A 13,478-nucleotide genomic window follows, 5' to 3' on the forward strand; every position below is an offset into this window, starting at 1 on the left:
GATCATGGGTGGGACCAAGCGTAGAGAAGCGTGAGGGCAGGCTTTCGCCTGCGATCACAAATTCTTATCGCTTCGCCCCGTATGGTCAAGCCGGATATATCACTGCCACGCTGAAGGCGGCCGGCATCGGATTACTTCTTCGGCGATTCCAGCGTGACTTTCGACGGGGTGATTTCGCCGACATCCTCCCACGCCTTGGTGTCGAAGCTGAATCTCGCGACGGCGCAGGTCGGCATGTCGGTAATCTCGTCCGACAAGCGATGCGCGAAGTCGGTGAACTCGGGGTTGTGACCGAACAGCATCACGCAATCGAGCTTCTTGTCGAGCGCACGAACGACGGCCAGCAACTGCTCCGCGCTGGTGGCGTACAGCTGGTCATCGAGCGCGATGTCCTTGCGTGCATAGCCGAGCTCGTCGGCGATCAGTTGCGCTGTCGTCAGCGCACGCAGGGCCGGACTCGACAGGAGCAGGTCGGGCTTCAGCTTACGCTCGGCCAGGCGCTTGCCCATTTCCGGGGCGTCTTGCAGGCCACGGTCATTCAGGGGGCGCTCACGGTCGGGCAAGGAGGGATCATCTTTACTTGACTTGGCATGCCGGACGAGAAACAGGGTCTTCATGTTTCCTCCTGATCCAAAGGGATGGTTGTCGATTGCGTGCGCCAGGAGACCTGCACACGGCGACTGGCCCCGCCGCCACGCCCGCCCTATAGTGGACTTGGATGGGCGCGATTGCAACGCGATGCACGTCTACGCACCACCCGTCGGAGGACTGCGCCATGCCGAGCAATTCAGAAGCCATCGAGGTTGTGATCCCGGCCGGCGGCGTGGACCTGCAAGGCATACTCACGTTGCCGCCCGGCGCGGTCGCATTGGTATTGTTTGCGCACGGCACGGGCAGTTCCCGGCTTAGCCCGCGCAATCGATATGTGGCCGCGGAGCTCAATCGCTGCGGCATGGCAACGCTGCTGATGGACCTGCTGCTGCCGGATGAAGACCAGGTGCAGGCCATCCGCTTCGACGTCGAGCTCCTGGCGACACGGCTGGCGCAGGCAACCAGCTGGGTGGCGCGGCAGCAAGCCGTGCCACAGCGGTTCGGCTACTTCGGCGCCAGCGTTGGTGGCGCCGCGTCGATCCGTGCCGCATGCCAGTCGTCTATCCCGATACACGCCGTCGTTTCGCGGGGGGGCCGGGTCGACCTGGCGGGCCCCGACGCCCTTGCGAAACTGCTTGCGCCCACCATGCTGATCATCGGCGGGCTGGACCTGAGCGTCCTGGAACGCAATGAATCGGCCTATGCCCAGCTGACATGCACCAAGAAGCTGGTGATCGTGCCCGGCGCCTCGCATTTGTTCGAGGAACCCGGCGCACTGGAATCGGTCGCTCGCCTGGCGGCGCAGTGGTTCGAGCGCTATCTCGGCAAGGACTCGCCCTGAACAGTGCCAGCAATCTGCCCCTGGCGTCGAAGGTACAATGCCCGGGCCCGGCCTGACGGCCACCCGGGCATTGTCACTTTCGCCAACCTCCCAGGGAACAGGACACCACCCATGCGCGAACCCAGCCGGGCGTTTCTCCTCGGTCCGCTGCTCAAAGGCGTCTCGCGTTCGTTCTATCTCACGCTGCGCGTGCTGCCCGAGCGGATGCGCGATCCGGTCGGCCTGGCCTATCTGCTGGCGCGTGCCGCCGACACGATTGCCGATACCTCGCTGATCCCGCCACAACGGCGCCTGGCGCTGCTGTTGTCGTTGCGCGACCAGGTCAACGGTGCAACCGCAGACACGGCGCTGGCCGACAGCATCGCAACCGAGGTGGCAGGCCGGCAGGAACAACAGTCGGACGAGCGCATCCTGCTCGAGTCACTGGGCCCTGCGCTGGCGGTGCTGGCGCAGCTGGAGCCGGACGACCGGCAAGCGGTACGGCAGATCGTATCGACCCTGAGCGAGGGCATGGAATTTGACCTGCGCACCTTCCCCGATGAAAACGCCGGCCGCATCGTCGCACTGCGCGAGCCGGAAGAGCTTGACCGTTATACGTACCTGGTCGCCGGATGCGTGGGCGAGTTCTGGACCAGCATGACCGCCGCGCACATGCCTGGCGCGATCGGCAAGCCCGACGCCATGCTGCGCCGCGGGGTCCGCTTCGGCAAAGCCTTGCAGATGACCAATGTGCTGCGGGACTGCGGCAAGGACCTGCGCATCGGCCGCTGCTATCTTCCGGCGACGATGCTGCACCAGCATGGCCTGAGCCCGCAGGATCTGCTGCTTGCGGACGCCTCGCCGCGCGCGCGGGCCTTGATGCTCGAGCTCGTGCGCAAGACGCTGGACCACTTTTGCGAGGCCATGGCGTACACGCTTGCCATTCACCCGCGTTTTATCCGGCTGCGGCTGGCTTGCCTGTGGCCCGTCCTTATCGGCATGGAAACGCTGTTGCTGCTGGTGCGCAACGACGACTGGCTGGACCCGGCAAAGGCGTCCAGACTGCAGCGCGGCAAGGTGTATCGGATCATTGCGTATTCGCTGCCGATGGTCCTGTCGAACAGCCTGTTGCGCATCTGGTTTGCGCGCCAGATGCGCAACATCGATGCTGTCATTCGCGGATTCAATGGCCGGTGAATACCGTCAGCACCCCCGTATAGCCATAGAGGTGATCCCTTGCGATCTCGCCGCCGGCAAAGAAGCCAGCCAGCGGGAGGTCGCCAAGCGCGCGGCGTACGGTCTGCAGCTCGGCATGCGGCGCGCCGAAATGCGGCCCGCCCCGGCCTGAGCAACTGATGTAGAGCGCGCCACGTGCGCGGCTGCCGCCGCGTTCGATCTCCGTACGGATCTCGGTGGCGACGCGCACCAGGTCCGCGCGCGCCGCGTCAGCATTGCGCATGCAGAAAGCCAGCCGCATGCCGGGCTCGACCATGTCGGCCAGCGCCAGCATGCGATGCTGCACGTCCAGGCCGATCAGGTGGCGCACCAGCGTGTCCGAGCCGAACCTGCCGGGCAGCACCGGGGCATCGTCGGCGGCTGAATTCAGGCCGGCCAGCGTTCCGGCCAGCGCCTCCGCCATGGTTTCCACCTGGGCATCGCGCTCGACGCCGAGGTCATTCAGGATGCAATCCAGGGCCGGCTTGCCGTCCAGCTCGAACAGGAGGTTGTGATTGCTGCGCGTGACGGCGCGCACCGGCCCGATCGGCTGGCAGCCCTGCGTGACGCGGGAGACCAGTTCGATTTCGGGGCCGAACAGCACGCCCGACAGTCCACCGGAAAACACGCCATCGGCAATATGCAAGGTACGGTTGCGGGCCGACGACAAGCCGCCGAACAGGTAACCGGTGGCCGTGCGCGCGCTCAGCTCATGCAACAGGTCCTGCACATCGGGCGTACTGCCCTCGGCATGCACCAGCGCGGTATGCGGAACGAAGCCGGAAGACGCGGGCGGCAAGGGCTGGCGCCCCGAAAACAGCTGGAACGCGTCGCGCGGAAACGGCGCCGCCATCAGCACCATGGCCGGCTCGTCGAAATACTCTTTGCCGCTGGCGGATACGCCCAGGCCGACCGTGCCGACCCAGGACACACCGGGCCAGTTCTGCTGCAGCGCGGCAAGGATGGCCTCGGCGGCCAGCGCGTAGTAGTCGCTCAGGTAGCACCAGCCGAGCGTGAGCGGCGGCGCGTTGTCTGCCTTCGCCTGGCGCAGGAAATCCTGCGTGTCCAGCTGGCGCTGGCAGTCTGCCAGCGCGACCTGCCATTCGACGTGGGCCGCGTCAGCGTGAACGAAGGAAAGGTCATGCATTTTGGGTTCCTCCGTATTCAGGCTGGCGACATCCATTGGACTGTTGCCGGCAAGGGGTGTTCAGCCCCCGTTCTGGCAGCCGGTCGGCTGCCGCGGCCGCTCCCGCGCGATCTCCTCCTGTAACGCCAGCGCCGCCCTTGTGAGCGAGGCCGTTACTCCGCCTTCGCCCCCGATTCCCGCGCCACCTTGCCCCACTTGTCGGTCTCGGCGCGGATAAAGGCAGCAAGCTGCGTTGGCGTCATGTCACCAGCGGTCACGCCCTGCTCGTCAAACCGCTTCTGCACCTCCGGCGCCTTCAGCAGCTTGCCCAGCTCCGCCGAGACGCGCTGCTCGATCGCCGCGGGCGTGCCGCGCGGCGCCATCAGCGCGAACCATGTGGTGACTTCGTAGCCCCTGACGCCGCTCTCCGCCAGCGTCGGCACGCCGGGATAGGCGGCGGAACGCTTCGCGGTGGTGACCGCCAGCGCCCGGACCTTGCCGCTGCGCACGTGCTGCGACGCCGACGGGCTGGTTTCGATCGCCATCTGGATCTGGCCCGCGATCAGGTCGGTCATCATCGGCGCGCCGCCCTTATACGGCACATGCGCAACGTCGGTGCCGGTCAGCGCGCGGAACAACTCGCCGGACAGGTGCTCGGTGCTGCCGATGCCGGCCGAGCCGTAGTTGACCTTGCCGGGATGCGCCTTGATATAGGCGACCAGGTCGGACACGGACTTCACCGGGATCGCAGGATTGACCACCAGCACATTGGGCGTCAGCGCCACCAGGCCCACCGGATCGAGATCGCGCGTGAACTCGTAGGGCAGGCTCTTGTAGATGGCCGGCGCCATGGTGTGGGCGACGGTGGCCAGCAGGAAGGTGTAGCCGTCGGCCGGCGCGCGCGCCACGTTGGCCGCGCCGAGGGTGCCGCCGGCGCCGGGGCGGTTATCCACCACCACCGGCTGCTGCAGCGCCTCGCCCAGCTTCTGGCCGATGGTGCGGGCGAGGATGTCGGTGGTGCCGCCGCTGGCGAAGGGCACTACCAGGGTGATCGGCTTGGCCGGCCAGTTGTCCGCGGCGAACGCGGCGGGCGCGCCCAGCACAGCGGTACCGGCGAGGCCGGCCATCACGGCGCGGCGCATGCGCAAAACGGTTGTCATGCAGTCTCCTTTGCGGGAAGTCATGTTGTTATGGAATGGCGGCTGCGTAGTGTCGCTTCCGCCGGTTTCTGACCGGTGCGACTCTACGCAGCCGCTGGCAAGCGCGCCATCGGGCGGGCGTTAACGGGTCTTCAGGATTCGTGAACTGCGGCAGGTTTTCCGCTACCATGCGGGCAAATTGCGGCAGCGGGGACGCGACATGGAACTGAGGCAACTGCGCTACTTCGTCAGCGTGATCGAGCACGGCAGCATGGGCAAGGCGGCGCTGGAGCTGGGCGTGGTCACGTCCGCGCTGAGCCAGCAGATCAGCCGGCTGGAGAGCGAGCTGTCGACGCGGCTGCTGCAGCGCACTTCCACCGGCGTGGTCGCCACCGACGCCGGGCTGGCCTTCTGGCGCCAGGCCCAGCTGGCGCTGCGCCATATCGACGATGCCGCGCTGGCCGCGCGGCAGGCGCGCCTGTCGGGCCATGTCAGCGTGGGCCTGCCGCCCAGCACCGCCGCGGTGCTGGCGCTGCCCTTCATGCAGGCCATGCGCGAGCGCTACCCCGACGTGCGACTGCGCATGGTGGAGAGCCTGTCCGGCTACCTCGGCACGATGCTGAGCGCGCGCCAGATCGACCTGGCGGTGCTGTTCAGCGAGGAGCCCGCGCAGCGCTGGAGCGTGCTGCCGCTGCTCGATGAGCGGCTGTTCGTGATCGGCGCCGAGGGGCTGGCCGGCATGCCGCGCGGCGAGCAGACCTCGGTGGCGGCACTTGGCAAGCTGCCGCTGATCCTGCCCAGCGGCTCGCACGGGCTGCGCGCGCTGGTCGCCGCGTGCTTTCGCCAGGCGAAGCGCGAACCCCAGGTGGTGGCGGAGATCGACGGGCTGGCGATCCTGATGGACGCCGTGCGCGGTGGCCTGGGCGCCACCATCCAGCCGGGCGCGGCACTGGCGCGCAGCCACGGCACGCCCTACCGCAGCATACTGGTCACCGACGCCGGCGCCACGCGGCCCAACCTGCTGGTCAGCCTGTCCGACGATGAACTGTCGCCGGCGGGCCTGGCCGCGCGCGTGGTGCTGGCCGACGTCGCCACCACGCTGGTGCGCGAGGGGCGCTGGCCCGGCGCCACGTTGCGCCCGCGCTGAGCCGGCTGTGCCCCGGCCGGGCTTCACGAAAGCTGAAGCCCCCTTGCCGCGCCCCTGCTGGCGCCCGCCCGCCTTGCGCGCCAAGATGGCGCCAGCAAGGAGACAATCCCCATGGTCGACGTATTGGTAATTGGCGGCGGCAACGCGGCCCTGTGCGCGGCGCTGATGGCGCGCGAAGCCGGGGCCTCGGTGCTGCTGCTCGAATCCGCGCCGCGCGCCTGGCGCGGCGGCAACTCCCAGCACACGCGCAACCTGCGCTGCATGCACGACGCGCCGCAGGACGTGCTGGTCGATGCCTATCCCGAGGAAGAGTACTGGCAGGACCTGCTCAAGGTCACCGGCGGCATCACCGACGAACACCTGGCGCGGCTGGTGATCCGCGCGTCATCGACCTGCCGGCCGTGGATGCGCAGGCATGGCGTGCGCTTCCAGCCGCCGCTGTCGGGTGCGCTGCACGTGGCGCGCACCAACGCCTTCTTCATGGGTGGCGGCAAGGCTCTGGTCAACGCGTACTACCGCAGCGCCGAAGCGATGGGGGTGCAGGTCCGCTATGAAACCCCGGTGGATGCGATCGAGCTGGATGGCGACCGCTTCGTCGCCGCGCGCAGCGGCAGCCAGCGCTTCACCGCGCGCGCCTGCGTGCTGGCCGCGGGCGGCTTCGAATCCAACCGCGAATGGCTGCGCGAAGCCTGGGGCCGGAATGAACGTGGAGAATGGCCCGCCGACAACTTCCTGATCCGCGGCACGCGCTTCAACCAGGGCGTGCTGCTGCGTTACATGATCGACGCGGGCGCCGATGCCATCGGCGACCCGTCGCAATCGCACTGTGTCGCCATCGACGCGCGCGCGCCGCTGTACGACGGCGGCATCTGCACGCGCATCGATTGCGTGTCGCTGGGCGTCGTGGTCAATCGCGACGCCGTGCGCTTCTACGACGAGGGCGAGGACTTCTGGCCCAAGCGCTACGCCATCTGGGGCCGGCTGGTGGCGCAGCAGCCCGGGCAGATCGGCTATTCGATCATCGACAGCAAGGCCATCGGCCGCTTCATGCCGCCGGTGTTTCCCGGCGAGAAGGCCGACACGCTGCCTGAGCTCGCGCGCAAGCTCGGGCTGCCGGAAGCGCAGTTCGTGCGCACGGTGCAGGACTACAACGCGGCGTGCCGCGTCGGCAGCTTCGACCATACCGCGCTGGACGACTGCCACACCGAAGGCCTGGCACCAGCCAAGACGCATTGGGCCAGGCCGCTCGACCAGGCGCCGTTCTATGGCTACGCGCTGCGGCCGGGCATCACCTTCACTTACCTGGGGCTCAAGGTCAACGACCGCGCCCAGATGCACTTTGGCGGCAAGCCAAGCGGGAATCTGTTCGTGGCAGGAGAAATGATGGCCGGCAACGTGCTCGGCAAGGGATACACGGCCGGTGTCGGCATGTCGATCGGCACGGCCTTCGGGCGCATCGCGGGCACGCAGGCTGCATTGGCGGCGGGCATCAACACGGGAGCCATCCATGCAGAAGCTTGAAGCCCTGACGCGCGAGGCCGCGCAACTGGCCGGGCAGGACGCTGCCGCCCCGGCGCCGCAGTCCCGCGTCATCCGCGTGCTGCCGCTGACCGACAATGAGGCCGAAGTTGCCCGGCAGATGCAGATCTGCAATGCCTGCCGCTACTGCGAAGGCTTCTGCGCGGTGTTCCCGGCCATGACCCGCCGGCTGGAGTTCGGCAAGGCCGACGTCAACTACCTGGCCAACCTGTGCCACAACTGCGGCGCCTGCTACCACGCCTGCCAGTACGCGCCGCCGCATGATTTCGGCGTCAATGTGCCGCAGGCCATGGCAAAGGTGCGGCTGGAAACCTATAGCGAATATGCATGGCCCGCGCCGCTGGGCAAGCTGTACCAGCGCAACGGGCTGACGGTGTCGGTGGCGCTGGCCTTCGGGCTGGCGTTGTTCCTGGTACTCGCCGCCACGCTGGGCGGCGCGCTGTGGCAGACGCATGAGGGCGGCAATTTCTACGCGGTATTCCCGCACAACACGCTGGCGGCATTGTTCGGCAGTGTGTTCGGCTTTGCCGTGCTTGCGCTTGGCCTGGGCGTGCGCCGCTTCTGGCGTGATGTCTCTGCCGGCACAGCGTCGGCACCGGCCGTGGCAGAGGCGGCCCGGAACGTGCTGGCACTGACCTACCTCGATGGCGGCCACGGCGATGGCTGCAACGAGGCCAGCGACCGCTTCACACTGGCGCGGCGGCGCTTCCACCATTTCACGTTCTACGGTTTCATGCTGTGCTTTGCGTCGACAGCGGTGGCGACCGGCTACCACTATCTGCTGGGCTGGCATGCGCCCTATCCGGTCACGAGCCTGCCGGTGCTGCTGGGCACCGCCGGCGGCGTGGGCCTGCTGGTGGGCCCGGCCGGCTTGCTGTGGCTGAACCTGCGCCGGCACCCGATGCATGGGGATGCCCGGCAGCGCCCGATGGACCGCGGCTTCATCGCGCTGCTGCTGCTGACCAGCGCCACCGGACTGGGGTTGCTGGCCGGGCGCGGCACGGCGGCGATGCCGCTGCTGCTGGCGGTCCACCTTGGCGTGGTGATGGCGTTGTTTGCGACGCTGCCGTATGGCAAGTTCGCACACGGCATCTATCGCAGTGCGGCGCTGCTCAAATCTGCGATCGAAAAGCGGCAGAAAAACAAGCTGCAGCTTGGCAGCGATTGAGTGGCAGCCGTCCCCGCCCACGCATAAACAAAAAGCCGGTCCCCGACAGGGACCGGCTTTTCTTTGGCGCAGCCTGTATGTGAATCAATCCACCGTAGCGCCCGAAGCCTTCACCACCTTCGCCCACTTGGCCGTCTCCGACTTCATGAACGCGGCCAGCTGGGCCGGCTTTTCCGGGTTGGGTTCGGCACCCTGGTCGGCCATCTGCTTCTTCACTTCCGGCATGGCCAGGATCTTCACCACTTCGGCGTTGAGGCGGTCGACGATGGGCTGCGGCGTGCCGCCGGTGGCGTACAGCGCAAACCACGAGGTGGCCTCATAGCCCGGCACGCCCGATTCGGCCACGGTCGGCACGTTGGGCAGCGCCGGCGAGCGCTTGGCCGAAGTCACGGCGATGGCGCGCAACTTGCCGGCCTTCACGTGCGGGTACGACGACGGCATGTTGTCGAACATCAGGCCGATCTGGTTGCCCAGCAGGTCGTTCACGGCCGGGGCGCTGCCCTTGTACGGGATGTGCTGGATATGCAGGCCGGTCATGGAGTTGAACAGCTCGCCCGACAGGTGCATCGACGAACCGCTGCCCGACGAGCCGTACGACAGCTTGTCCGGGTTGGCCTTGACGTAGGTGATCAGTTCCTTGACGTTGTTGACCGGCACCTTGGGATTCACCACCACCAGGTTCGGCACCATGGCCACGCGCGTGATCGGTGCGAAGTCCTTGACCGGGTCATACGGCAGCTTGGAGTACAGCGACTGGTTGATCGCGTGCGTGCCGATGGTGCCCATGAACAGCGTGTAGCCATCGCCAGGCGCCTTGGCCGCCAGCGAGGCGCCGATATTGCCGCCCGCGCCCGGACGGTTGTCGATCACCACCGGCTGGCCGAGCGCCTTGCCCAGCTGCAGGCCGACGATGCGGGCCAGGATGTCGGTGGTGCCGCCAGCCGAGAACGGCACGATCATGGTGATCGGCTTGGTCGGGTAGCCGCCCTGCGCATGGGCCGCACCGGCAAAGCCGGCGATGGTGGTGGCCAGCGCCACGCCAGCGGCAAGCAGGCGGCGGCGCGTGGTGGAGGTCTGGGAATCTTGTCTCATCGGTAATGCTCCGGTGCTATATCGTTCCGGCGGTGATTGGGTACCGCGGGAGGTTGTGCTGAATGGCGTGATTGCCGTTCCCGAACGGATGGCGCGCACATGCGCGCATCCGGTGGGCGGCCCGGCCACGGGCCGCCATGCGTGACGCTTGGTTAACGTCTCTTCTTGTTGAATGCTTGAATGCGGATGCCTGGGACGCGCGCTGCTTACACCGGCGCAACGCCCAGCGTGGTGCCGCCGCACACGTACAGCACCTGGCCGGTGACGAAGCCGTTGTCTGGCGACAGGAAGAACAGCGCGGCACGCGCAACGTCTTCCGGCGTACCCATGCGCTTGACCGTGATGCTGGCCAGGATGCGCCGGGTCTGTTCGGCGCCTTCGGGGTTGCTCTTGCGGAACAGCTCGGTGGCGATCGGGCCCGGGGCCACGGCGTTGACAGTGACGCCGTCGCCGCCCAGCTCCATCGCGAGCGTGCGGGTCATGCCGATCAGGCCGGCCTTGGTGGCGGAGTACACCACGCGCTCGGCCTTGCCCAGCGCGGCGCGCGAGGCCATGTTGACGATGCGGCCAAAGCCGGCGGCACGCATCGCGGGCAGGCACGCCTGCGTCAGCAGCAGCGTGGCCTGCAGGTGCAGGGCGGTCACGTAGTCCAGGTCGGCGACGGTGGCGGTGTCGGCGGTGCCGGGGCGCGTGGCGCCGGCGTTGTTCACCAGGCGCGTGACGGCGAAGCGCGAGGTCACCTGCGCGGCCACGGCGCGGGTCGCCTCGGCATCGGTCAGGTCGGCCTGGAAGAAAGTCAGGTTCGGGTGCGACCAGGCCGGTTCGGCATAGTCGATATTGACCACCTGGGTCACGCCATCGGCCAGCAGCATTTCACAGATGGCGCGGCCGATACCGGAACTGCCGCCGGTCACGAGCGTGGCTACGGGAAGGGACATCTCTTGCTCACTCCAAGAACTACCGCTAACTCGCTCCCTCTCCCGCTTGCGGGAGAGGGAGTACACCCTCAGCTTTCCAACTGGCTTGACTTAGACCCGCTCGATCACCATCGCAATACCCTGGCCCACGCCAATGCACATCGTGCACAGCGCAAAGCGCCCACCGGTGCGATGCAGCTGGTACATCGCGGTGGTCACCAGGCGCGCGCCGCTCATGCCCAGCGGGTGGCCCAGCGCGATCGCGCCGCCGTTCGGGTTGACGCGCTTGTCGTCGTCGGCCACGCCCAGTTCACGCAGCACGGCCAGGCCTTGCGCGGCGAACGCTTCGTTCAGCTCGATCACGTCGATCTGGTCCATGGTCATGCCCAGCTGCCTGAGCAGCTTCTGCGACGCCGGTGCCGGGCCGATGCCCATCACGCGCGGCGCCACGCCGGCGGTGGCCATGCCGACGATGCGGGCGCGCGGGGTCAGGCCGTGCTGCTTGAGGCCGGCTTCGCTGGCCAGCAGCAGCGCGCAGGCGCCGTCGTTCACGCCCGAGGCATTGCCAGCGGTCACGGTGCCGTCAGGACGGACCACGCCGCGCAGCTTGGCCAGCGCTTCCATGCTGGTGGCGCGCGGGTGCTCGTCGCGCTCGACCACGATCGGGTCGCCCTTCTTCTGGGCGATGGTGACCGGGGTTATTTCCTGCGCCAGCGTGCCGTCGGCCTGCGCGCGCGAGGCCTTTTCCTGGCTGCGCAGCGCCATCAGGTCCTGGTCTTCGCGGCTGATCTTGTAGTCGGTGGCGACGTTCTCGGCGGTCTCGGGCATCGAGTCCACGCCGTAGGCCGCGCGCATGGCCGGGTTGATAAAGCGCCAGCCGATGGTGGTGTCGAAGATCTGCGCATCGCGCGAGAACGCGCTGGTGGCCTTGCCCATCACGAACGGGGCGCGGCTCATGCTTTCCACGCCGCCGGCGATCATCAGGGTGGCTTCGCCGGCCTTGATGGCGCGCGCGGCGGTGCCGGTAGCGTCCATGCCGGAGCCGCACAGGCGGTTGATGGTGGCGCCCGGCACCTCTTGCGGCAGGCCCGCCAGCAGCGCCGACATGCGTGCCACGTTGCGGTTGTCTTCGCCGGCCTGGTTGGCGTTGCCGTAGATCACGTCATCGATGGCCTTCCAGTCCAGGTTCGGATTGCGGGCCATCAGCGCCTTCAGCGGCACCGCGCCGAGGTCGTCCGGGCGCACCGCGGACAGGCTGCCGCCGTAGCGGCCGATGGGGGTGCGGATGGCGTCGCAGATAAAGGCTTCGGTCATGGTGTGTCTCTCTCGTTTTGGTGTGTGGTGATGCCGGCGCTCAGGCGGCCAGCTTCAGGGGAACGCCGGTAATGCGCTGCAGTTCATCGAAGCTCAGCCCTTCGACCAGGTCGCGCGCGACCAGCCCGTCGGCGGTCACGTCGATGGTCGCAAGGTCAGTGTAGATGCGGGTCACGCAGCCGATGCCGGTCAGCGGATAGGTGCACTGCGGCACGATCTTGCTCTCGCCCTGCTTGGTCTGGTGCTCCATCATCACGAACACCTGCTTGGCGCCGATGGCCAGGTCCATCGCCCCGCCCACGGCGGGGATGGCGCCGGGCGCGCCGGTGTGCCAGTTGGCCAGGTCGCCCTTCTCTGAGACCTGGAACGCACCCAGCACGCAGAAGTCCAGGTGGCCGCCACGCATCATCGCGAACGAATCGGCGTGATGGAAGAACGAGCCGCCCGGCTTGACCGTCACCGGCTGCTTGCCGGCATTGATCAGGTCGCCGTCTTCCTCGCCGGGCGCGGGCGCGGGGCCCATGCCAAGCAGGCCGTTCTCGCTGTGCAGCAGGATTTCCTTGTCTGCGGGCAGGTGGTTGCCGACCAGTGTCGGCAGGCCGATGCCGAGGTTGACCACGGCACCGTCGGGAATGTCTTTGGCCACGCGGGCGGCCATCTGATCGCGGGTCAGGCGTTGCATCTGGATTCTCCTGTTACCTGTCGCTCAGGCGACCTTGACGACGCGCTTGACGAAGAGGCCCGGCGTCACGATGTGTTCGGGGTCCATCTCGCCCAGCTCCACCACGTGGCTGACTTGCACGATGGCGCATTTGGCGGCCATCGCCATGATCGGGCCGAAATTGCGCGCAGTCTTGCGATAGGTAAGGTTGCCCCAGCGGTCGGCGGTGTCGGCCTTGATCAGCGCGAAGTCGGCGTGGATCGGGGTCTCGAACACATAGCCCTGGCCGTCGATGATGCGCGTTTCCTTGCCCTCGGCCAGCGGCGTGCCGTAGGCGGTGCGCGTGAAGAAGCCGCCGATGCCGGCACCGGCGGCGCGGATGCGCTCGGCCAGGTTGCCCTGGGGCACCAGTTCCAGCTCGATCTCGCCCGCGTGGTAGAGCGAATCGAAGACGTAGGAATCCGCCTGGCGCGGGAACGAGCAGATGATCTTGCGCACGCGCTTGGTCTTGAGCAGCGCGGCCAGCCCGGTGTCGCCGTTGCCGGCGTTGTTGTTGACGATGGTCAGGTCGCGCGCGCCTTGCTCGATCAGCGCGTCGATCAGTTCCGCGGGCATGCCTGCGAGGCCGAAGCCGCCAATCAGGATGGTGGCGCCGTCGTGGATGCCGGCCACCGCCGCTTCCACCGAGTCGTATAGCTTGTTGATCACTTGCGTTCCAGGTCGGAAGATCCGCCAGGCTACCGGAGCGG

Annotated in this window: 13 protein-coding genes; 5 read left to right on the forward strand and 8 right to left on the reverse strand. The window is 67.6% G+C overall.

The features are described from left to right. Nucleotides 1-131: 131 nt before the first annotated feature. On the reverse strand, nt 132-617 hold the full coding sequence (locus tag AC3WRI_RS24920; protein WP_037024330.1) for a SixA phosphatase family protein: 486 nt from the start codon (nt 615-617) through the stop codon (nt 132-134). A 158-nt stretch (nt 618-775) separates the two neighbouring features. Here AC3WRI_RS24920 and AC3WRI_RS24925 point away from each other — a divergent pair, with 158 nt between their 5' ends. Together AC3WRI_RS24925 and AC3WRI_RS24930 are read left to right on the forward strand one after the other, a co-directional pair. Beyond that, nucleotides 776-1,432, forward strand: coding sequence for a dienelactone hydrolase family protein (locus AC3WRI_RS24925; protein ID WP_010809841.1), 657 nt, complete (start codon nt 776-778; stop codon nt 1,430-1,432). A gap of 111 nt (nt 1,433-1,543) precedes the next feature. Beyond that, nucleotides 1,544-2,608 carry a phytoene/squalene synthase family protein gene (locus AC3WRI_RS24930; RefSeq protein WP_454750014.1) on the forward strand — a complete coding sequence of 355 codons (1,065 nt, stop codon included), beginning with the start codon at nt 1,544-1,546 and terminating at the stop codon, nt 2,606-2,608. On the opposite strand, the gene AC3WRI_RS24935 is transcribed toward AC3WRI_RS24930, so the two are convergent. Together AC3WRI_RS24935 and AC3WRI_RS24940 are read right to left on the reverse strand one after the other, a co-directional pair. After that, nucleotides 2,595-3,773, reverse strand: a complete 1,179-nt coding sequence (locus AC3WRI_RS24935; protein WP_011616414.1) for an FIST signal transduction protein — start codon at nt 3,771-3,773, stop codon at nt 2,595-2,597. The two genes, AC3WRI_RS24930 and AC3WRI_RS24935, sit on opposite strands and share 14 nt — an antisense overlap. Before the next feature lie 152 nt (nt 3,774-3,925). Then, on the reverse strand, nt 3,926-4,912 hold the full coding sequence (locus AC3WRI_RS24940) for a Bug family tripartite tricarboxylate transporter substrate binding protein (RefSeq protein ID WP_011616413.1): 987 nt from the start codon (nt 4,910-4,912) through the stop codon (nt 3,926-3,928). A gap of 199 nt (nt 4,913-5,111) precedes the next feature. Between AC3WRI_RS24940 and AC3WRI_RS24945 the strand changes: the two genes are divergently transcribed. From AC3WRI_RS24945 to tcuB, 3 genes are all read left to right on the forward strand, one after another. Next, nucleotides 5,112-6,038, forward strand: coding sequence for a LysR family transcriptional regulator (locus AC3WRI_RS24945; protein ID WP_011616412.1), 927 nt, complete (start codon nt 5,112-5,114; stop codon nt 6,036-6,038). 111 nt (nt 6,039-6,149) lie between these two features. Next, nucleotides 6,150-7,559, forward strand: coding sequence for an FAD-dependent tricarballylate dehydrogenase TcuA (gene tcuA, locus AC3WRI_RS24950; RefSeq protein ID WP_011616411.1), 1,410 nt, complete (start codon nt 6,150-6,152; stop codon nt 7,557-7,559). Continuing rightward, nucleotides 7,546-8,745, forward strand: coding sequence for a tricarballylate utilization 4Fe-4S protein TcuB (gene tcuB / locus AC3WRI_RS24955; protein ID WP_439669592.1), 1,200 nt, complete (start codon nt 7,546-7,548; stop codon nt 8,743-8,745). Before tcuA ends, tcuB begins: the two co-directional genes overlap by 14 nt. Nucleotides 8,746-8,829: 84 nt before the next feature. On the opposite strand, the gene AC3WRI_RS24960 is transcribed toward tcuB, so the two are convergent. The 5 genes from AC3WRI_RS24960 to AC3WRI_RS24980 all read right to left on the reverse strand — a co-directional run bounded on the left by AC3WRI_RS24960 (nt 8,830) and on the right by AC3WRI_RS24980 (nt 13,437). Further along, complete coding sequence (locus AC3WRI_RS24960; protein ID WP_010809834.1) at nt 8,830-9,837, reverse strand: Bug family tripartite tricarboxylate transporter substrate binding protein; 1,008 nt, start codon at nt 9,835-9,837, stop codon at nt 8,830-8,832. 206 nt (nt 9,838-10,043) lie between these two features. Beyond that, the gene (locus AC3WRI_RS24965) at nt 10,044-10,775 is read right to left on the reverse strand and encodes an SDR family NAD(P)-dependent oxidoreductase (RefSeq protein WP_010809833.1); all 732 of its coding nucleotides are present in this window, start codon (nt 10,773-10,775) and stop codon (nt 10,044-10,046) included. Nucleotides 10,776-10,865: 90 nt separating this feature from the next. Beyond that, nucleotides 10,866-12,068 (reverse strand): 3-oxoadipyl-CoA thiolase, encoded by a 1,203-nt coding sequence (gene pcaF, locus AC3WRI_RS24970; protein ID WP_010809832.1) that lies wholly within the window; start codon nt 12,066-12,068, stop codon nt 10,866-10,868. Between the two features lie 40 nt (nt 12,069-12,108). Next, on the reverse strand, nt 12,109-12,750 hold the full coding sequence (locus tag AC3WRI_RS24975; RefSeq protein WP_010809831.1) for a 3-oxoacid CoA-transferase subunit B: 642 nt from the start codon (nt 12,748-12,750) through the stop codon (nt 12,109-12,111). 24 nt (nt 12,751-12,774) lie between these two features. Then, on the reverse strand, nt 12,775-13,437 hold the full coding sequence (locus AC3WRI_RS24980) for a 3-oxoacid CoA-transferase subunit A (protein ID WP_010809830.1): 663 nt from the start codon (nt 13,435-13,437) through the stop codon (nt 12,775-12,777). Between the last annotated feature and the right edge of the window lie 41 nt (nt 13,438-13,478).

Source organism: Cupriavidus sp. FW305-27 (genome assembly GCF_058787995.1).

Coding starts and splice junctions, on each gene's coding strand:
- AC3WRI_RS24920 (WP_037024330.1), bottom strand. CDS start 617: ATGAAGACCCTGTTTCTCGTCCGGCATGCCAAGTCAAGTAAAGATGAT.
- AC3WRI_RS24925 (WP_010809841.1), top strand. CDS start 776: ATGCCGAGCAATTCAGAAGCCATCGAGGTTGTGATCCCGGCCGGCGGC.
- AC3WRI_RS24930 (WP_454750014.1), top strand. CDS start 1,544: ATGCGCGAACCCAGCCGGGCGTTTCTCCTCGGTCCGCTGCTCAAAGGC.
- AC3WRI_RS24935 (WP_011616414.1), bottom strand. CDS start 3,773: ATGCATGACCTTTCCTTCGTTCACGCTGACGCGGCCCACGTCGAATGG.
- AC3WRI_RS24940 (WP_011616413.1), bottom strand. CDS start 4,912: ATGACAACCGTTTTGCGCATGCGCCGCGCCGTGATGGCCGGCCTCGCC.
- AC3WRI_RS24945 (WP_011616412.1), top strand. CDS start 5,112: ATGGAACTGAGGCAACTGCGCTACTTCGTCAGCGTGATCGAGCACGGC.
- tcuA (WP_011616411.1), top strand. CDS start 6,150: ATGGTCGACGTATTGGTAATTGGCGGCGGCAACGCGGCCCTGTGCGCG.
- tcuB (WP_439669592.1), top strand. CDS start 7,546: ATGCAGAAGCTTGAAGCCCTGACGCGCGAGGCCGCGCAACTGGCCGGG.
- AC3WRI_RS24960 (WP_010809834.1), bottom strand. CDS start 9,837: ATGAGACAAGATTCCCAGACCTCCACCACGCGCCGCCGCCTGCTTGCC.
- AC3WRI_RS24965 (WP_010809833.1), bottom strand. CDS start 10,775: ATGTCCCTTCCCGTAGCCACGCTCGTGACCGGCGGCAGTTCCGGTATC.
- pcaF (WP_010809832.1), bottom strand. CDS start 12,068: ATGACCGAAGCCTTTATCTGCGACGCCATCCGCACCCCCATCGGCCGC.
- AC3WRI_RS24975 (WP_010809831.1), bottom strand. CDS start 12,750: ATGCAACGCCTGACCCGCGATCAGATGGCCGCCCGCGTGGCCAAAGAC.